The sequence below is a fragment of the Chryseobacterium sp. Leaf404 genome (assembly GCF_001424145.1).
Lineage (GTDB): Bacteria > Bacteroidota > Bacteroidia > Flavobacteriales > Weeksellaceae > Chryseobacterium.
Genome location: NZ_LMQM01000011.1, coordinates 217,057 through 236,834, shown reverse-complemented (window position 1 = coordinate 236,834; position 19,778 = coordinate 217,057). Strand labels below are relative to the sequence as shown.

The window sequence follows — 19,778 nt, the reverse complement described above, 5'->3', positions numbered from 1 at the left end:
AGAGTTTAACAAAAACCATGAGTTTCGAAAAAGAATTTACATAACGTATCGAAAAACATAAAAAGATCATTTTTAAGATCTCGAAAATGTATATGGATGATGCTGAAGACCGTGCCGATCTTTTTCAGGAAATCACGTATCAGGTTTGGAAAGCGTACCCGAAATTTCGTGGAGAATCTGAATTTTCTACCTGGCTGTACAGAATTGCCCTGAACACCGCAATTGTATTTCTGAAATCTGAGAAGAAAAGAAGCTTTATTGCCAACGGGGATGTTTCAAATTTTAAAATTACTCAGGATGATTATGATTGGGAAAAAGAAGAAAAACTGAGTCAAATATACAAAGCTGTGCACCAACTGAATGCCATAGACAAAGCTTTCATATTTTATTATCTCGAAGATTTTTCAGGAAAACAGATTGCTGAACAGGTGGGTATTTCTGAAGGAAACGTAAGAGTGAAAATGAACCGGGCCAAAAATAAATTAAAAGAAATTTTGAATAAATAAATGGGAAGATGGGAGTTCGAAGCTGGAAGTCTTCCAGCTTCGAACTCCCATCTTCCAGCCAAGAAATTATAAAAACAAACAGTATGAATATCGACGACCTGAAAAATACTTGGAATGAAGAAAATCTTGATTACATTCCCGAAATAAGTACAGAACAGCGTAAAACACTTAATCTCCCTCTGGAAAAAATGCGCAAAAATATGCGTGGCGAATTTTGGTCCACCGTAGGAATCTTCGTTTTTGCGTTTGTTTTAATGGCGTTCAGTCCGGCTCCCTTCAAATTTAATTTTTACATCAATTTATTAGTAACTTCGATGATGTTTGTGACTGCATTTTTCTTTTCTAAATTCTTTACACTCTATAAAGAGATGGGAAATCCTGAACTCAGCACTTACGACGGTTTGCGGGATCTTCTGCATCAGCTGGAGCTTAATAAACAGTATTATCTTTCCTTTTATATTGCATTTGTCCCGTTTTTGGTTTGCGAAATGATCATCGTTCTGGAATTTATTCCAAGGCCGGTTCCCCTTACCAATATTCAGATTGCCTCTGTTTCAATAGGCACTTTGATTGCAGGCATTTTTGCTCTGTATTATATAGGAAAATGGTGGTTTAACAGATTTTACGGTAAAAATATAGACACCATCAAAAAACTTGTTGATGATCTTAAAAAATAGCTTTACCGGATTTTGTTCTATGAAAGACAGGGACTGGGTTAAAAATAGCAGAACAATATTTTTTACTGCACATATTTCACTTTCAGTTCCAGAAAAAAAAATTAAATTTAAGGGCTGAAAAAACATAATTTAATGACAACACAGGCTTTTAACGTTTATCACGATTTTCCGTTTTTCTTTCCTGAAGAACTTGAAGAAATAAAAAACGCTCACACAAAAGCATTTTTTCAGAAAGGTGAATATATTCTTAAAGAAGGCAAAACTGCAAATGAATATCTGATTCTTGAAAAAGGCTTAGCCAGATCTTTCGTCAATGATTTTAACGGAAACGAAGTTACCACACACTTTTTTGTGGAAAATGAAATCGTAATAGAAGTGTCATCATTATTTCAGAGAATTCCCACTCAGGAGAATATTGTCTGCATCACAGACTGTGAATTGTGGAAGATTGATTTTGAAGTTTTCCAGGAACTTTACCACAGAATTCCAAATTTAAGCGAGTGGGGAAGAGCGTGGATGTCTCAGGAACTTTTCAGCTATAAACAGCGGTCGGTAGAGATGTTTGCCCTTTCGGCAACAAAACGCTATCTCAATCTTTTACAGCAGAAACCACAGGTGGTACAGTATGCTCCACTTAAGCAAATCGCTTCCTATCTGGGAGTTACAGACACCTCGCTGAGCAGAATCCGCAAAGAACTGGTTTCTCATCCAGGATAAATTAATTCTTGTCTTATGGCAAGTGGATTTTTACTGTAATCAGGTAACTTTGATAAAAGTTAATTTAAAAATTACAGCATGAAAATCAATCAGATTTATGTGAATCTTCCCGTTAAAGATATCCCGAAAACCAAAGAATTCTGGACCCGTCTCGGTTTCCCAGTCAATGAACAGATCAGTGACGAAAAAGCAGTCTGCTTCATCTTCGCAGACAATATCTGCGTAATGTTTATTACTGAAGAATATTTCATGACGTTTTCAGAAAGACCCGTCCCAAAGGGCGATACCACACAGGTTTTAGTAGCCATATCAATGAATTCCCGTGAGGAGGTTGATCAGATCGTCAATACGGCAGTTGCCAACGGCGCCACGCAGCACGAAGAGCCACAGGACTATGGCTGGATGTACCAGAATTCTTTTTGGGATATCAACGGCCACGGCTGGAACGTCACTTTTGCAGATATGTCTCAAATGCCGACAGAGTAGGCTTTAACCCGGGCAGATTTAGCAGATTTTTCAGCCAATCTCCTCAAACGTCAAATCTCAAATCTCAAACCTCAAATTAATTCCCCAAATCATCCGTGCAATCCGTGCAATCTGTGAAATCTGTGCGAAATCAAAATCGTAAATCTCAAATAATATGGACAAACCAAAATCACAAAAATTAGACATTATCATTCCGGCGTTTCGCGGTCACAGTCAGAATTTTCTGATGGTGCTCGACGGAATTTCTGAGGAAGATGCTTTGAAAAGAATTGAAGGCCGAACCAACCACATCATCTGGATGATCGGAAACTTCCTCGACATGCGTTATGCTATGGGAAATGTACTTGGATTGGAAGAAAAATTTGAATTCAGACAGTGTTTCTCTGAAGGAAAAGCTTTGGATGAAAGTTTTAAATATCCCACGCTGGAGCAGCTCAAAAAGAGTTTTCATCATATTTCTCCGCTGGTTTATAATAAATTATTGGAAGCAACTGATGAAGATTTAGATAAAGCCTTTCCAATGGGAATGAATATCGATTTCTTCCCCGAAAATGTGTTAAATTTCGTAGGAATGTGCATCGGACGTGAAGATTACCTCTCGGGACAAATCGGCCTCATGCGGAGAATCCTCAACTACGAAGGGATGAAATACAACTTCGATGAAGAAATGAAATATTAACTCATGCGATGACGAAGATTTTGCTAGCAACTCTTTTTTTTAACAACAATTATGCTTCATTCACAATCAAAAATGGTAAATCCGGTAAAAAAAGGATACGAAACGGTCAACGGAATCAAAATGTACTACGAAATTTACGGGTCGGGAAAGCCTTTGGTTTTGATTCACGGTGGTGCCGGCTCGATAGGTTTTGATTTTAAAGAAATCATTCCAAGATTACACAAAAATTTTCTTTTGATAGGCATTGATCTTCAGAATCACGGCAGATCAGAACATCGGGATATTCCTGAAACGTTCGAGCAGGATGCAAAAGATGTAGCCGAACTTCTGAAAAAACTTAAAATTGATAAAGCTTCATTCTGGGGTTTCAGCAATGGCGGAAATACCGTAATGCAGATCGCTCATCAATATCCTGAGAGGGTTGAAAAATTGGTGGTTGCCTCTTCATTTTACAAAAAAAGTGGGATGCCCGATGGCTTTTTTGACGGAATGGAAAACATCACATTCGAATCAATGCCGAAATCACTGAAAGATAATTTTTTAGAATTGAATCCTGATCAGTCTGCGCTCAAAAATATGTTTGAAAAAGACAGCAAAAGAATGCAGACTTTCACCGATTGGAGTGAAGATATTTTAAAAGGAATAAAAGTTCCTGTATTACTGATTTCCGGCGATAAAGATATGCCGAGACCGGAACATACTGTGGAAATGTGGCGACTGATAAAAGGTTCTGAATTGATGATTCTTCCTGCCACTCACGGCTCATACATGATGCCTGATTTTGAAGGAAATATTGACTTCAAAACAATAGATTTTACAGCAAACGAGGTTGAGAAATTTCTAAATGGAAAGTAGAATTTTTAGATATCAACGATGTTTTGTCAGTAAACTTTAAATCTTAACCTCTAAATTTTTAAAACATTTGTCCCAAAATTCGTGGTCTCATTGAAAGTGAATACCATTTAAACATTAGAAACAGCCCCAACTAAAAAAAAATAATCTTAATTTTAAACCTAAAAATCATGGCAAAATTAAATCCCTACCTCAATTTCGACGGTAAAGCAGAAGAGGCTTTCACATTTTACAAATCTGTTTTCGGAGGTGAGTTTGTAGGTGGCGTGCGCAAAATGGGCAACGCTCCCGGAACCGAAAATCTTTCAGACGAAGAAAAAAACAGAGTCATGCATATTGCACTTCCCGTGGGAGGTGACCTTTTGATGGCATCAGACATTGTGCCGTCATTCGGACAGAATTTAACCGTTGGAAACAATAATTACGTTTCGATTTTCCCCGATTCCAGAGAAGATGCAGACAGAATTTTCAAAATGCTTTCTGAAGGTGGAAATATTGAAATGCCGCTTGAAGACCAGTTTTGGGGAGATTACTTTGGTAGTTTTCAGGATAAATTTGGTGTCTACTGGATGATTAATTTTTCTACAGATCAAGGCTACGAAGGATAAATAATATTTCTTAACCTGAAGACAGATTTTTAAATCGTAAAATCCCAAAAAAGTACAAAACAATTCATCAAAGACTTATTATAAAATTCAAAACAATGGAAAAAATAAAAATAGACATCACCATTTTAGCTCCTGTGGAAAAGGTCTGGAAGTGTTTTAACAGTCCCGAAGACATCGTTCAGTGGAATTTTGCACACGAATCCTGGCATTGCCCGAGTTCTGAAAACGATTTGAAAGTAGGAGGGAAACTGAAAAACAGAATGGAAGCCAAAGACGGAAGTTTCGGATTTGATTTGGTGGGAATCTACGATGAAATCATTCCCAACGAAAAATTGCTGTATCACCTCGAAGACGGAAGAAAAGTAGAGGTTTTTTTTGAAAAAATCGACGGCAACACAACCAAAGTAACCGAAATTTTCGAGCCTGAAACGCAGAATTCAGCAGAAATGCAGCGCGACGGGTGGTATGCTATTCTCAATAATTTTCACAAGTATGTGGAAAATAATTGAGTAATGAAATTCGGACTAATGTTTTTGACAGTAAAGGCTTCTACGCGCACGGTCTGAAAATATCTGAATATAGGAATGATCACTCTGAGGTTATCGAAGGATATGCGATAAATAAGAGTTTCCAAACTCTGTTCAGTAATACTTACTATCTAAATAAACTGATAAATTTTTTCATCATCATTAATCTCATAATTATGGCAAAAAGCCTTACAACTTGTAATCCGGAGAGTTCGAATCTGGAGAACTCATTTTTGCAGGGAATTATTGCCATGCCTGCAAGAAGAGCACTGGCAAAAGAAAAAATAGATTCTCTGGAAAAACTTTCCGGCTTTTCAGAATCTGAACTGATGAAGCTGCACGGTTTCGGAAAAAATGCAATGCTGAAACTTAAAAATCATCTTAAAGAAAAAAATGTTACTTTAAAATCTTAAACTTTAGTAATGAATAACAATATATTTCCATGCCTTTGGTATGACGGTGATGCGAGAGAATCAGCTGAATTTTACTGCAAAGTTTTCGGTGGAAAAATCACTGCAGATATGCAGATGGTCTTGAATATTGAACTTTTCGGTCAGAAAATAATGCTGCTAAATGGCGGTCCGCAATTCGAGAAAAACGCTTCTATTTCTTTTATGGTTTTGTGTGAAAGTGCAGACGAAGTTCAGAATTATTGGGATCACTTAGCCGATGGCGGAATCATTCTGATGGAACTTGGCGAATACCCGTGGAGTAAAAAATACGGTTGGGTGCGTGATAGATTTGGCGTGACCTGGCAGGTTTATTTGGGCGAAAAACAGGGCGAACAGAAAATAGTTCCCACGCTTATGTACATTCATCAGAACAACGGAAAAGCAGTGCAGGCAATGGAACTTTACACCAGAACATTTCCGGATTCAAAAATCGTCGGAGTTCTAAAATACGGCGAAGGGGTGGGTAATGAGAGCCACGAAATTCCTGAAAATGTGCAGCATGCCCACTTTGAAATCAATGGTTACAGTTTTTTCTGTATGGATAATTCTTATGACCACAAATTTGATTTTAATGAAGGTGTTTCAATCGTGGTGATGACCGATAATCAGGAAGAAACAGATCATCTCTGGAATTCTTTAGCCCAGAATGGAGGCAGAGAGAGCATGTGCGGCTGGCTTAAAGATCCGTTTGGAGTTAGCTGGCAAATTGTTCCTAAAAGACTGATCGAGCTGATGAATGATGCAGATCAGGAAAAAGCCCGGAAAGTGGTGATGGCGATGATGAAAATGCAGAAAATTGTGATTAAAGATTTGGAAGAAGCGGCGAGTTAAGAGGTAAAAGTAAAAGAACCCGGTAAAAATATAGTGAGCCATGTGGACGGGATTTTTTTAAACGATTGTGGAAATAATTTTCGGCTTGCTGTTTGCAACTGTTTGGCAGACTATATAAGTATTCATCGTACTTCCGCCTCAACCTTAACCTTAACTTAATGAAAATGGAACTTTTAAAATTTGAAATTACAATAGATGCAACGCCAGAAAAAGTCTGGAGTGTACTCTGGGATGAGTTATCTTTCCGTCAATGGACCTCTGCTTTTACTGAAGGTTCCTATTATATGGGAACGCTGGAAGAAGGCAGCAAAGTTCAGTTTTTAGACCCCGAAAATAACGGAATGTTCAGCAAAGTAGTAAAAAATATTCCTCAGAAAGAAATGGTTTTTCTGCATTTGGGAGAAATTTACAGCGGTATTGAAACGCCTATGGATTGGGGCGATGCTACCGAATCTTATTTTCTTGAAGAAACAGAATATTTTACAAAACTGACATTGGAAATCAAAAGCTCTGAAGAATTTAAAAGCTTTTTCGAAGAAAAGGTTCCGATGGCTATTCAAAATGTGAAGCATCTTGCTGAAAATCAATTGTAATTCTACAAATGACCTGAATTTCTTCGAATTTTCGCAAAAATGCATCTTTAATCTGTATTGAAAAATGATTTAATCTTTGCTGTAGAATCGGGAATTTAAAATTTGGGTTTGAATAGAATCAGTAATTTCAACTGTTTTTATGTCAATTTATATGAAATAAAATTGAGAATTATTTTAAATTAATTTAAAAAAACAAAAATATGGAAACATTAGATTACGAAATCATCATCAATGCTCCAAAAGAAAAGGTCTGGGACGCACTTTTCGCAAGCGAAAATTATGGACAGTGGACGCAGTTTTTCAGCCCGGGATCGCAGATGAAAACAGATTGGCAGGTGAATGGAAAAACCTATTTTGTCAATCAGGAAGGCGCAGGAATGGTGTCTACGATTGGCAGTCTGGAAAAACCCAATCAGGTTGTTTTTAAACATTTGGGCATGGTTGACAAAGACGGCGTGGAAGATACCGAAAGCATGGAAATCAAGCAGTGGAGTGGTTGTTCAGAGAAATATTTTCTTATCGATTATGATGCACAGACCAAACTTCACGTAGAAGTTCAGGTGGAAAAGGAATGGGAGGAACACATTGCAACCGGCTTTACAAAAGGACTTGAAGTGGTGAAAAAGATTGCTGAGGGCAATTAATAAGTTTAAAAATACGATAAAACTGAGTGATCCCTGCCAGCGTTTCAAACGCTGGCAGTGTTGTTTGTATACTGTTGAATTTTCTAATGATAAAAAGATTTAGATTTACAGGTTTTAGCGGAAAAACACGTTTAAAATTAAGCGGAATTGTCTCCTAGCCCGGATAGTAACGGTTACCCCACAGCAGGCCAAGGCAGAAGCGATGGCGTGAGGAGTAATAGTGGATAGCCGGATTAGCTCCTAAAAAAATCTATAAAAACACGATTGAAAGAGGAAAATTGTAATGTCAGAAAAAATCTTTACATTCATTAAAGTAAAATAAAAATCACAATCGTCATAGCAATATGGAGATTGCCGAGAAAATAACAATGCCACAGAAGGAGAAAGAAAATATCATCTCGCAGACCGTATCGAATTACGGCGGAAAACTGATGTCTTTTATTCGCCCAAAAGTGAAAAACACCGAAGACGCGGAAGATATTCTGCAGGAGGTCTGGTATCAGTTCAGCAGTTTGACCAATCTTTCGGAAATTGTAAATGTGGGTGGATGGCTCTACCGCGTGACATCCAATAAAATCATCGACAAATACCGTAAAAAGAAAACTGAAAATCTTGAGGATTTCGTCTACGAAGATGAAGATGGCGAATTTTCTATTAAAGATATTCTTCTGATGGACGACAGTGCCGGCCCGGAAGTGAAAATGTTTCAGGATGAAATCTGGAAAAAGCTTTTTGAAGCATTGGATGAGTTGCCGGAAAAACAGAGACTGGTTTACACAGAAAACGAACTCAACGACAAGACCTTACAGCAAATTGCCGATGAACAGGGTGAAAACATCAAAACCATTATCAGCCGGAAAAATTATGCGGTGAAACATTTGAGAAACAGATTGAGACAGTTGTACGAAGATTTAAATAATTGAAATAAATAAGATGAATAATAAATATAAAAAAAGCTGGGCCCTTTTAATTTTATGTCCGCCCTTGATTTTCCTTGCCGTTGCGCTGATTGTGATGTGGCTTTGGAACTGCATTTTGCCGGAAGTAATCGGTGTAAAAACGCTTAATTACTGGCAGGCGATGGGGATTCTGGTGTTGAGTAAAATTCTTTTCGGAGGTTTTCACGGGAAATTCGGAAGAGGAATGAGAGATATGAAAGAAAAGCATTTGCAGCATAAAATGGAAGGAATGTCTGACGAGGAAAAAGAGAAATTCAAGGAAGTGTGGAGACAGAAATGCGAAAGTGGATTCTTTAACCGCAACAAAAGAACAAACGGGTAATTTAAAATTTTTAAAAATCGCTATGAAATATTATAGTTTTTTGATATTGTAAGGTGAAGATTGCATATGGCCTTTAAAAACAATAAAAAAGACATATGAAGTAGTAAAGTAAAGTTTAGCGCAAGCCCGTCTAAATAAAAAAGCCTCAGAGAGGCGACAGCTTTGTAGTAGTAAAATTTAAAATTTAAGAAAATGAAAAATTCAGTGTTAAAAGGTATTTTAGGGGCAGTAGCCGTTGCAGGAATTGCAGGAATTGCCAAAAAAGTAATTGAAAGAAAAAGATTCGTGAAAGGTATTTTTAATGAATACGGAATCAAAGAAAAATCGCCTTTCGGTTTGGCTGACAAAATCAGAGAAATGGATGAGGAGCAGTATCAGGAACTGAAAGGAAAGTTTAAAAAAGAATTTGCTTCGAAATGTTGCAGCAGAAAATCCGGCAGAAAAGAAGAACTCTTCGAAGCATAAAAAAGGAAGCAACTCAATTGAAATTGTTTAATTCCGATACAGAAATGTGTCGGAATTTTTTTTGCCATGAATGCACTTTTATTAAAATCAACGCAACGTCTGTCATTCCGGAGGAATCTCGGCAATTATTTAGATACGGTGTTGAGATTTCCTCCGGAATGACAAGTACGATAATCTTTCACTCAAAATAAAAACTAAATAACACTGCTATCACTTGCTGAGTAGAAAGCCTTTGCCTCATTTTTTAGTTTTAAGACATTCGAATCGGCGAAACTTCGTTTTGCGAACGAAAATATGCGCAAAGAATTAGAAAGAATCTTACCGATCTTTGCGTTAAAAAAGAATACTTATTCACGTCCATAAAAACAAAAATCCTTATTTTTGTTAGCTTAAATGAAAGACTACTACTATTTTCTCGGGATTTCTCACGATGCTTCAGATGAAGACATCAAAAAATCTTACCGGAAACTTTCATTAAAATACCATCCCGACAAAAACCAAAACGACGATTTTTTTGCCGACCGTTTTAAAGAAATTCAGGAGGCCTACGAAACTCTTAGCGATAAAGGCAGAAGAATCACCTACGATCAGAATTTAGATAGTCAGCAGAAAAGTTTCAGATACAATGTTCCGCCTTCAATAAAGACTTTTTCTGCCAATAAAATTCATGCGAAAAAAGGTGAGGAAATAATTATAACATGGCAGACTCAGAATGCCGATGTGGTAAAAGTTTTGCCTTTCGGACTGGAAAAAGTGTACGGTGAAAGGATTTTTAAAATAACAGAATTTAAAAACGGAAAATTCCAGTTGCTGCTTCATGCAACGAATTCGCTTTTGCATAAAACCGTCGTTCAGGGCATCACCATTACAGAAGTTTTTGAATCTGACGGTGAAAAATTCAGAGATAAAGCGGAAGAATTGTTTAAGTCGCAACCCAGAACTGTGATTAATAAAAGAGGTTTGCCTAAGATCATGTTTTTGATCTGGGGAATTATTATTTTAGCAATTCTTATTTATTTTTGGATTATTGATTCTGCGTAAATCCAAGGTTTAAAATTCAAGATTCATAGTTCAAAGTTTCCGAATTGCATACTTCCATCACCCAGCATCCAACACCCAGCTTTACGCCAGCTTCTTATTCCCAGGGCATTTCTTGCAGCGTTTGCCTTTTTTGAATTTTTTGCAACACGATTTTTTGTCGCCACAAAACATTTCTTCACTTTTCAGGTTGAACGCGGGTGCCAACGGAGCAATTTTGAAAGGAACGATCATATTCATAGTGCAAATATATTAATTTAGAATAAATATAATTAATATATTTTAAAAAAAATTTATCCCTTGACTCTCAGCGGTTTTAAGCTATGATTTAAATAATTTTTTCCTAAATATTAGCAGAATGATCTTGCCAGATTATTGATTCTGACGATTTCATATTAAGTTAATATAGGTTGTACATTCAGCTAAAAAAATGTAGTTTTACGAATCTTTTTTACATACAAAATCTAATATAAAAAATGAATACAGAACAGTTTGTGAACCGTCACATTTCCATGAATGAAGCCGATAAACAGGCGATGCTGGAAAGAGTGGGCGTTTCAAGTATTGAAGAGTTGATTTCTCAAACAATTCCTGATTCCATCCGTTTAGCGAAAGATTTAGACATTTCAGAACCTCTTTCAGAATACGAAATGATTCGTCATTCAAAAGAACTGGCTATGAAAAATGCTGATTTTACCAATTACATCGGTTTTGGATATCACAACACACTTTTGCCTGCGGCAATCAAAAGAAATATTTTTGAAAACCCAAGCTGGTACACTGCTTATACACCTTACCAGGCAGAAATTGCACAGGGAAGATTAGAAGCATTATTGAATTATCAGACCGTAATTTGCGATTTGACAGGTTTTGCTTTGGCAAACGCTTCACTGCTGGACGAATCTACGGCAGCCGCTGAAGCAATGCACATGTTCTTCAACAACAGAACGAAAGATCAGAAAAAATCTGGAGCAAACAAGTTCTTTATTTCAGATTTGGTGTTACCTCAAACTGTTTCAGTTCTTAAAACGAAAGCAGAAGGTTTAGAAATAGAAATCGTACAGGGAGATCACAAAACGCAGCAGTTGGATGCTTCTTTCTATGGCGTTTTATTGCAGTATCCAGGTAAAAACGGAATCGTTTTAGATTATACAGAAGATACCGTTGAATATAAAAAATTAGACCTGCAGGTTGTTTTAGCATGTGACCCGATGGCTTTGGTTAAACTGAAATCTCCGGCTTCTATGGGTGCAGACTGCGCGGTAGGAACTTCACAGAGATTTGGTGTACCAATGGGTTACGGTGGTCCTCACGCAGCATTTTTCTCATGTAGAGAAGAGTACAAAAGAGATATTCCCGGTAGAATTATTGGGGTTTCTCAGGATGCTTACGGAAAACGTGCATTGAGAATGGCTTTACAGACCAGAGAGCAACACATCAAAAGAGAAAGAGCAACTTCAAATATCTGTACAGCGCAGGTTCTTTTGGCAGTAATGGCTGGAATGTACGCTGTTTATCACGGACCGAAAGGATTGAATTTCATCGCAGATCAGATTCACTTTAAAGCCAATGCGCTTAAAAACGGATTGATTACTTTAGGCTATGATGTAGCTCAGGAGCCAATCTTTGACACTGTAAAAGTTTTCATGAGTGAAGATGATAAAACAAGACTTCAGAGAATGATGAAAGATCACAAGATCAATCTGAATTATTTCACTGAAGGTGTTGTAAGTATCGCCATTAACGAAAGTTCTACAGTTGAAAAGCTTGACGTTTTGATGACTTCATTCGGTTACTTTAAAGATAAGCAGGTTTCAAAATTAGAATTGAAAGAGGAATGCAGCATTCCGGATGATTTGTTGAGAAAAGACGAAATCCTGACGGAAGAAGTGTTTAATAAATACCATACTGAAACAGAGCTGATGCGTTACATCAAGCGTTTGGAGAGAAAAGACCTTTCTTTAACGCACTCAATGATTTCTTTGGGGTCTTGTACGATGAAACTGAACGCAGCAACTCAGATGTTGCCTCTTTCATGGGGTGAGTGGGGAAGTGTACATCCTTTTGTACCGGTAGAGCAGGCCAAAGGATATCAGGAAATGATTCGTGAGCTTGAAAAAGACTTATCTGAAATCACAGGTTTTGCAGGTACTTCTCTTCAGCCAAACTCCGGTGCACAGGGAGAATATGCAGGTCTGATGGTGATTAGAGAATATCACAAATCAAGAGGTGAAGATCACAGAAATGTGGTGTTGATTCCTCAGTCTGCACACGGAACCAATCCTGCTTCTGCAGCAATGGCTGGGATGAAAATTGTGGTTGTTAAAAACCTGGAGAGCGGAGAAATTGATTATGAAGATTTCAAGGCGAAAGCTGAGGCTCATTCTGAAAATCTGTCTGCGGTAATGATCACATATCCGTCAACTTACGGATTTTTTGATGCCAACATTAAAGAAATTACTGCACTTGTTCACGAGCATGGCGGACAGGTGTATATGGACGGAGCCAACATGAACGCTCAGGTAGGATTTACAAGTCCGGGAAATATTGGAGCAGACGTTTGTCACTTAAATCTTCACAAAACTTTCGCAATTCCTCACGGAGGTGGAGGTCCTGGTGTAGGCCCAATTTGCGTGGCTAAACATTTGGTTCCATTTCTGCCTTCAAATGCCAATATTAAAATCGGAACTAAGGATTCTATTGAAGGTATTTCAGCTGCGCCGTACGGCTCAGGTTTGATTCTGAATATTTCTTATTCTTACATTAAAATGCTGGGAACCTACGGGCTGAAAAAAGCAACCGAGCACGCTATTTTAAATGCCAACTATTTAAAAGAAATTTTAGCAGAACATTTCCCAATCTTATATTCAAATACCGAAGGAAGAGTGGCTCACGAGTGTATCGTAGATTTCAGACAGTTCAAATCGTTAGGGATTGAGGTTGCAGACGTTGCAAAGAGATTGATGGATTACGGTTTCCATGCACCAACGGTTTCTTTCCCGGTTGCAGGAACATTAATGATTGAACCTACAGAATCTGAAAATAAAGCTGAAATTGACCGTTTTGCTGAAGCTCTTATCGCCATCAAACAGGAAATCGATGAGATTGCCAACGGAGAAGCAGACCAGGCCAACAACGTATTGAAAAATGCTCCTCACACGGAGCAGATCGTTATTTCTGATTCATGGGACAAGCCATACAGCAGAGAAAAAGCAGCTTATCCATTAGAATGGGTAAGAGAGCACAAATTCTTTGCCTCAGTTTCAAGAGTTGATGAAGCTTACGGAGACAGAAACTTAGTCTGTACTTGTGAGCCTATTGAAGCTTATATGTAATTAAAAGTTTTTTATATAATAAATCCCTTTCAGTTTTGAGAGGGATTTTTCTGTTATCGTGGAATAGTTTTGAGTGGAGTTTTGTTTAAAACCATTTACTTTTGATAGTAATAAATTCTTTTGAGAACTGTCATTGGGTTTTGATTTATGTTTGCACAGTTCATGCTGCCATCAGTATTATTTTTTTTCAAGTTTTTTCGATAGCTTTCAGGATTAAATCTCTATTTTTATGTGATGTAATCCATTTTGGTAACCTGCTTCCTAAGCTTTTGTTACTCATATTTTCAATATTTCTTTCTCTCAATTTAACAGAAACAAAGACCTTGATAAAGTTCAAATGTTCATAATTATATGCCCAAAATAAATTTTTCTCCAACGTTCATTGATAACCATAATGGTAATTGAAAATATGGGTCAGTTCCTCCTCTAATTATAACTATATTTTTTAATAATTTATTTGGATTTTTATGTTTGAATGTCCACTATATTCTTTTTCAGGAGTTTTATTAAACCCGCAATTCGTACAAATTACTTTCATATTTTTCATCATAAAATTTTTCAGATTTTACGATTGCTTTTTTATCACAATTCGGACAAATCGCATAGACTTCTCCAGTAAAATCATAAACTAAAATTTCATATGAATTTTTATTGTGGCTTTGATTCAGAAAAATTTTTTGTTTTACCTTATAGTCTTGTTAGGATACAGCTTTTTAAATATTGCTTTATTGTAAAAAGTGCTTAAAATGTTTGTTTTTTACACAATTCATGTTAGCCGTAAAATTTTCAGTTAATTATTTTATTCACTTCGTTTTCAATTTCTTTTTTATCAATCACTGGATTGGATATAGAATTTACAATTTTTGTTTTTTTCCAATATGGGAAAAATATAATACCTATTTCTCCAATAGTTACAAATTGTAAATTCGGATATTCTATCTCAATTATGGTTTTGAAAATTGTATTTCCCTTTATAAAATTTGTTGTCTTTACTTTGTTCGTTAATAAATCAAATGCTTGAATTATACCTTCAAACAAATTATCATATTCTTCACTAAAATGTGTGTGATTTAAGCCATATCCAACAGTGAATTCATTTTCGTCAATTGTTAACCAAAATTTAGTATTTTTTATTTCAATAAATTGTGTTCCGTGTTCCTCATACGCAATAACTTCCTCGCCAAGTTTATCTTTTAGTAATTTTTTGATTTCGTTAAATTTCGTTTCGTGCAGTTTCATTTTAATATTACAGCTAACTTTCAGATTGACACATCGCATCAATCCAAACTATAACCAAATATAACAAAAATCTTCAACAGTTGATTTATTAAAATCCCTTCAGACAATTTCGTTTCTGAAGAAAAATAAGTTTTAAGCTTCATTAAAATATATTATCAAGTCATTCCCCCAATGATTTCCAACAAATTAAATTTCTGTCAACCTGCTGTAAATAATAATTTAAAACCTAAATATTTGATTTTTAAACCGTAGCAGGATGGCGCAGGATGCTCATGTTTTGCAATGTGGGTAGCTTGGTTAACACAAAATTAATATTAAATGAACAAGAAAACTTTACTCATGAAGCAAGCTCTAAAATCTTTGCTGTTTTGTGGATTGACTTTATCCGCAGCGGGTTTAGATGCGCAGACTTTAGCTTTTCCCGAAGCTACAGGTTTCGGAAGATTTACTACCGGAGCAAGAGGAGCTGCCAATCCTCAGATCTATCTGGTTACAAATTTGAATGACAGCGGGCCGGGGTCTTTCCGTGATGCGGTGAGCCAGCCCGGAAGATTTGTGATTTTTAAAGTGGGAGGGATTGTTAATCTGCAATCAGTAGTTGCAGTTGCTGCCAATACTACAATTGCCGGACAAACCGCTCCCGGAGAAGGAATTTTGTTTTTAGGACCAAGGGTTTCTTTCTCAGGATCGAATAATACGATTGCCAGATATATGCGTATCCGCTACGGTGGAACTGCTCAGAATCAGGATGCATCGGGGATTTCCAATGGTGCCAATATTATTCTGGATCACATGACTTTTACCTGGGGAACTGATGAGGTTTTCTCTGTAAACTGGGACAATAATGGCAACAGTCCGGATAATATTACCATTCAGAATTCAATTATCGGACAGGGAATGCACCGTCACAATCATTCAGCAGGCGGTTTGATGCAGCCTTCCGCTGGTGGGAAGATCAGTTTGATCGGGAATTTATACATCTGCAACAAAACCCGAAACAATAAAGTAAAAGGAATCAACGAATTTGTAAACAATGTCGTTTACAACTGGGGAAATTATGGCAATACTTACGGCCACACGCAATCCGGAGAGGCTTACATCATGGGTGGAGATTCTGCCGGAGCTTCTTATGTGAATATCATCAACAATTATTTTATCGGAGGTCCGAATACGAGCAGTTCAGTGACAACACCTTTCAGCGTTGGGAATGCCAACTTTAACTTGTACGGTTCCGGAAATTATTTTGATAACAATAAAAACGGAGTTTTAGACGGAACTTTGGTTCCTCAGGATTTAACGGGATATCCTGTCGGGGATGCCACTGCGATTCAGTCGACATCTTATGATTATCCGATGAAAAATCCTGCATTATCAGCTGTTGATGCATACAATAATATTATTGCAGGTGTCGGAGCATCTTATCCCAAGCGTGATCAGGTAGATGGTTTAATGGTTTCAGATTTACAGTCTAAAGGAACTGCAGCTGCGTATGTCTATGTACAAAGTGACCTGACTGCTCAATACGGATTTACCAATGGTGGCGCAGGTCATATTTACGGTGCTCCGGCTCCTTTAGATACCGACAACGACGGAATGCCGGATGCGTGGGAAACCGCCAACGGACTCAATCCTAATGTTGGAGATGCTTTAAATGTAAGCACTACCAATGCCCCTTATTTAAATATTGAAGTTTACATCAATGGTTTACCAAACACTGCTGCTCCGGATTTTGTGAATCCGCCAACTGCAGTAAATTTTACCAATGCCTTAACTTCAGGAACACCTGCTGCAAGTTCGTTAACAGTGAACTGGAGTGATAATTCTAACAATGAAACCAACTTCATTTTAGAACGCTCGCCAAATGGAACAGCCTGGACAGTTATTGCAACACTTCCTGCCAATTCCACGAGTTATGATGAAACAGGTTTAACACCAAATACTCAATATTACTACAGAGTGAAAGCGGTAAATGCTACAGATTCTTCAGTTTACACATCCAATGCATCGGTTACCACACCGCCAGTACCTTCAGCCCCAACTAAAGCGACAACACCAACGCCTGCCAACAATAATTTAAGTGTAGATTTTACCAATGGAAATTTACTTTTAAAATGGACAGGAAGTACCAATACAACCAACTTTACCGTTTATTTCGGAACAGATCCTCAGAATTTAAGCAACGTTGCTACTGTTCCTTATTCTGCAACACCTTCTTATCAGTTGAGCAATTTAAATACAGCCACCAATTATTACTGGAGAATAGATTCTTCAAACAATCTTGGTTCGGTAACAGGTGATGTATGGAATTTCCGTGCTTTGACGCCATCTTTGGTAGGAAACTGGCCTTTTTCTGAAACACCGGGGGATGGTGAGCAGATTGCCGATGTAACCACTTATGCCAACAACGGAACTTTAAATGTAGCTTATGACAACGCAAGTGTAAGGGTTCCGGGAAAAGAAAATTTTGCTCTGGATCTGGCTACCGCTCCGGGAACTTCAGCTACGCCTTACATAGCAAGTATTCCGCATCAGGATGAAATTATGTTTAATACCAATTCTTTCACCATTTCATACTGGATGAAAGCTCCGGCAAGTATGATCCCATCTTCTTCTGCAACGAGTCTGTATGTTTTGTGTAAAGGTTCAATTACTAAGAATACTGCGACAGGTGCTACAGGAAAACGTTTCAACATAGAAATGAAAGGTGGTCAGCTGAGATTTGCCATTGATGATGATGTAACTAAAAAAGAAATCACATCTCCTATTGCCAATTATTTCAACGGAACATGGGTGAATGTGGTTATTCAGAGAGATATTACGGCTCACAAGATCAGAATTTACAGAAACGGTGTATTTATGACGGAAACTGATGAAACTGCGGTTGGCGGAATTGGTGAAGCGAGTGATTTCATCATTGGAAACATTGGTGAACTTGAATTCCAGGCTACAACGAATGCTTCTGCTCCTTACAAAGGTGCTTTCGATGAGCTGAAGATGTATAACTATGCTTTAACACCGACTGAAATTACTGCATTGTACAGTCAGGGAGTGCTGGCAAACGCGGAATTCAGCATCAGCAAAAATGTAGGATCAGTTTACCCTAATCCTGTGAAAGATCAGATCAACATTAAACTTCCTGAGTACAAAAAATCAAGTCTTACGGCTACGGTTATTGATATGAGTGGAAAAGTGATACTGAAAGAGAAATTAAATGCCAACGGAAACGGAACATTTAATTTAAATTTCGGAGGTAAAAAAGCATCAGGAAATTATATTCTGAACGTATCAGGAGATAATTTAAACAGTAATTTTAAAATTATTGTTCAGTAAAATTACAACACTTGTATAATTTCATACTTATTCATTGGATCCTTTCATTTATTTGAGAGGATTTTTTTTGTTAGAAGCGTCACTTCGAGTAGATTTTTGCAGAAAATCGTATCGAGAAGTTTTTGTTTTACAAATAGATTTTGTTTTTTGTTCACTGCTTCTCGATAGATTTTTCTCCGCTTTGCTTCGAAAAACACTCGAACTGACGGAGTGTGTTTTGTATGGTTTGATAATATCGTCACTTCGAGTAGATTTTGAAAAATCGTATCGACAAGTTTTTTGTTTTGGAAAATTAATATTATCAATAAGTCTGTAAAGTGCTGAAATGCAATGAATTGTACTTGATTGCCTCTTCGGAGTAATTGATTGGCTCTTCGGAATGGTTGACTGTCTCTTCGGAGTACTTGATTGTCTCTTCAGAATGGTTGATTGTCTCTTCAGAATGATTGATTACTTCTTCAGAGTGGTTTTTCGGCTATTCAAAATGGTTGATTGCCTCAACAGAGTGATTGACGGTATTAACGAAATACTTAATTACCTCGACGGAATGCTTTTTTGCTATCTTCCCACTGTTTTTTAGACATTTCAAACTTTACTTCATTAGTTCCGTGCATACCGTTTTTTGTCCAGCCAGATTTTTAATAAAATTTTTCGGCTCTTGTGTTGGGTGCGGTTCCAAGCCAGACATTCTCTTTTCCGTTTTCAAAATACCAATCCAGCATTATGTTTTGAAGTTTTGACCCGATTCCTATACCTTCAAATTCAGGATGTACGAAAAGTGCCCAGATGTTATTTTCTTTCAGGTCGGCAATTGCAAAACCCACGATCTGATCTTCAATTTCGCAAACCCAACCCTTTCCTCTCTCAAATAAAAATTCCTCACAGTCTTCATCTGTTACCAGATCCGGATTGGACAACATATTTTCTTTAACAGAATTCCTGACAACCTGAATCTGCTTTATATCTTCAATTTTTGCTTCTCTGAATGTCATTTCTGTGCTTTTGTAATTTACCCGTCAATTAATATTTCTTTTGCTTCAAAGTCCCACATTATAAATGTAAAAGTGTGATTTCTATCGTGTTCACTTTCAAAAGCAATTTCCCATATTATTGGTTTGCTTATACATCTTTGAAGTCGTAAATAAACGGGTTCAAACTCTTTATGAAAATCAATGATTTTAAAGCCATCTTTCCAATTTCCAAATTCATCTTCGATGAGTGGTGTAATTGATTTTGTAATGGTTAAATAATTATCTTCTATACTTTTAAAAAAATCAATTTGTTTTTGTGTCGGCCCGGTTATTTCTCCATCTATTCCGATTTCTATTTTTTGGTCTGAAGGTTTAAAATGTCTCTTACATTCAAAATAACTTTTCAGTGAATCTTTCTTGTCTGCTTGAAATAACATTGTCCCAAAGAATTCGTTTTCAAGTTTTATCGTTTTTTTGAATATAAAGTCTAAGAGTCCCATTCTTTGTCGGTTTTTGATGTTTGTCAAATATGTTGGTGATTTTGTAA

General features: G+C 37.0%; 22 protein-coding genes. 19 read left to right on the top strand and 3 right to left on the bottom strand.

Features of this window, described 5'->3' with window-relative positions; all coding sequences use genetic code 11:
* Positions 1 to 65 precede the first annotated feature (65 nt).
* The 17 genes from ASG31_RS10915 (at position 66) to gcvP (ending at position 13,691) form a co-directional block, all read left to right on the top strand.
* The gene (locus ASG31_RS10915) at positions 66 to 506 is read left to right on the top strand and encodes an RNA polymerase sigma factor (RefSeq protein WP_410493191.1); all 441 of its coding nucleotides are present in this window, start codon (positions 66 to 68) and stop codon (positions 504 to 506) included.
* Between the two features lie 83 nt (positions 507 to 589).
* Positions 590 to 1,183 (top strand): hypothetical protein, encoded by a 594-nt coding sequence (locus tag ASG31_RS10910; protein WP_131725543.1) that lies wholly within the window; start codon positions 590 to 592, stop codon positions 1,181 to 1,183.
* 132 nt (positions 1,184 to 1,315) lie between these two features.
* Positions 1,316 to 1,900: a Crp/Fnr family transcriptional regulator gene (locus tag ASG31_RS10905; RefSeq protein WP_056032076.1), complete on the top strand. Its 585-nt coding sequence runs from the start codon at positions 1,316 to 1,318 to the stop codon at positions 1,898 to 1,900.
* A 78-nt stretch (positions 1,901 to 1,978) separates the two neighbouring features.
* The gene (locus ASG31_RS10900) at positions 1,979 to 2,386 is read left to right on the top strand and encodes a VOC family protein (RefSeq protein WP_056032073.1); all 408 of its coding nucleotides are present in this window, start codon (positions 1,979 to 1,981) and stop codon (positions 2,384 to 2,386) included.
* 154 nt (positions 2,387 to 2,540) lie between these two features.
* The gene (locus ASG31_RS10895; protein ID WP_056032070.1) at positions 2,541 to 3,065 is read left to right on the top strand and encodes a hypothetical protein; all 525 of its coding nucleotides are present in this window, start codon (positions 2,541 to 2,543) and stop codon (positions 3,063 to 3,065) included.
* Positions 3,066 to 3,137: 72 nt separating this feature from the next.
* The gene (locus tag ASG31_RS10890) at positions 3,138 to 3,920 is read left to right on the top strand and encodes an alpha/beta fold hydrolase (RefSeq protein ID WP_117585843.1); all 783 of its coding nucleotides are present in this window, start codon (positions 3,138 to 3,140) and stop codon (positions 3,918 to 3,920) included.
* 167 nt (positions 3,921 to 4,087) lie between these two features.
* Positions 4,088 to 4,525 (top strand): VOC family protein, encoded by a 438-nt coding sequence (locus tag ASG31_RS10885; RefSeq protein WP_056032064.1) that lies wholly within the window; start codon positions 4,088 to 4,090, stop codon positions 4,523 to 4,525.
* Between the two features lie 95 nt (positions 4,526 to 4,620).
* Entirely contained in the window at positions 4,621 to 5,034 is a 414-nt protein-coding gene (locus tag ASG31_RS10880) for an SRPBCC family protein (RefSeq protein WP_056032061.1), read from the top strand.
* Between the two features lie 194 nt (positions 5,035 to 5,228).
* Positions 5,229 to 5,465 (top strand): hypothetical protein, encoded by a 237-nt coding sequence (locus ASG31_RS10875; RefSeq protein ID WP_082504543.1) that lies wholly within the window; start codon positions 5,229 to 5,231, stop codon positions 5,463 to 5,465.
* Between the two features lie 9 nt (positions 5,466 to 5,474).
* Positions 5,475 to 6,335, top strand: coding sequence for a VOC family protein (locus ASG31_RS10870; protein WP_056032058.1), 861 nt, complete (start codon positions 5,475 to 5,477; stop codon positions 6,333 to 6,335).
* A gap of 164 nt (positions 6,336 to 6,499) precedes the next feature.
* Positions 6,500 to 6,928, top strand: coding sequence for a hypothetical protein (locus ASG31_RS10865; RefSeq protein ID WP_056032580.1), 429 nt, complete (start codon positions 6,500 to 6,502; stop codon positions 6,926 to 6,928).
* 200 nt (positions 6,929 to 7,128) lie between these two features.
* On the top strand, positions 7,129 to 7,572 hold the full coding sequence (locus ASG31_RS10860; RefSeq protein ID WP_056032055.1) for an SRPBCC family protein: 444 nt from the start codon (positions 7,129 to 7,131) through the stop codon (positions 7,570 to 7,572).
* 344 nt (positions 7,573 to 7,916) lie between these two features.
* Positions 7,917 to 8,495, top strand: coding sequence for an RNA polymerase sigma factor (locus ASG31_RS10855; RefSeq protein WP_056032053.1), 579 nt, complete (start codon positions 7,917 to 7,919; stop codon positions 8,493 to 8,495).
* Between the two features lie 10 nt (positions 8,496 to 8,505).
* Positions 8,506 to 8,853: a hypothetical protein gene (locus tag ASG31_RS10850; protein ID WP_056032049.1), complete on the top strand. Its 348-nt coding sequence runs from the start codon at positions 8,506 to 8,508 to the stop codon at positions 8,851 to 8,853.
* 192 nt (positions 8,854 to 9,045) lie between these two features.
* Positions 9,046 to 9,318, top strand: a complete 273-nt coding sequence (locus ASG31_RS10845; RefSeq protein ID WP_056032046.1) for a hypothetical protein — start codon at positions 9,046 to 9,048, stop codon at positions 9,316 to 9,318.
* Between the two features lie 393 nt (positions 9,319 to 9,711).
* On the top strand, positions 9,712 to 10,359 hold the full coding sequence (locus tag ASG31_RS10840) for a J domain-containing protein (protein ID WP_056032043.1): 648 nt from the start codon (positions 9,712 to 9,714) through the stop codon (positions 10,357 to 10,359).
* A 473-nt stretch (positions 10,360 to 10,832) separates the two neighbouring features.
* On the top strand, positions 10,833 to 13,691 hold the full coding sequence (gcvP, locus tag ASG31_RS10835) for an aminomethyl-transferring glycine dehydrogenase (protein WP_056032040.1): 2,859 nt from the start codon (positions 10,833 to 10,835) through the stop codon (positions 13,689 to 13,691).
* 786 nt (positions 13,692 to 14,477) lie between these two features.
* On the opposite strand, the gene ASG31_RS10825 is transcribed toward gcvP, so the two are convergent.
* The gene (locus tag ASG31_RS10825; protein WP_131725542.1) at positions 14,478 to 14,930 is read right to left on the bottom strand and encodes a hypothetical protein; all 453 of its coding nucleotides are present in this window, start codon (positions 14,928 to 14,930) and stop codon (positions 14,478 to 14,480) included.
* Between the two features lie 339 nt (positions 14,931 to 15,269).
* Between ASG31_RS10825 and ASG31_RS10820 the strand changes: the two genes are divergently transcribed.
* A complete protein-coding gene (locus tag ASG31_RS10820; RefSeq protein WP_231433752.1) occupies positions 15,270 to 18,260 on the top strand; it encodes a LamG-like jellyroll fold domain-containing protein in 2,991 nt (996 codons plus the stop codon).
* A 421-nt stretch (positions 18,261 to 18,681) separates the two neighbouring features.
* Positions 18,682 to 18,840: a hypothetical protein gene (locus tag ASG31_RS18740; RefSeq protein WP_206549394.1), complete on the top strand. Its 159-nt coding sequence runs from the start codon at positions 18,682 to 18,684 to the stop codon at positions 18,838 to 18,840.
* Positions 18,841 to 18,898: 58 nt separating this feature from the next.
* Here the strand turns inward: ASG31_RS18740 and ASG31_RS10810 are convergent, their stop codons facing one another.
* Positions 18,899 to 19,252, bottom strand: a complete 354-nt coding sequence (locus ASG31_RS10810; RefSeq protein ID WP_231433753.1) for a GNAT family N-acetyltransferase — start codon at positions 19,250 to 19,252, stop codon at positions 18,899 to 18,901.
* Between the two features lie 17 nt (positions 19,253 to 19,269).
* Positions 19,270 to 19,731, bottom strand: coding sequence for a hypothetical protein (locus tag ASG31_RS10805; protein ID WP_056032025.1), 462 nt, complete (start codon positions 19,729 to 19,731; stop codon positions 19,270 to 19,272).
* Between the last annotated feature and the right edge of the window lie 47 nt (positions 19,732 to 19,778).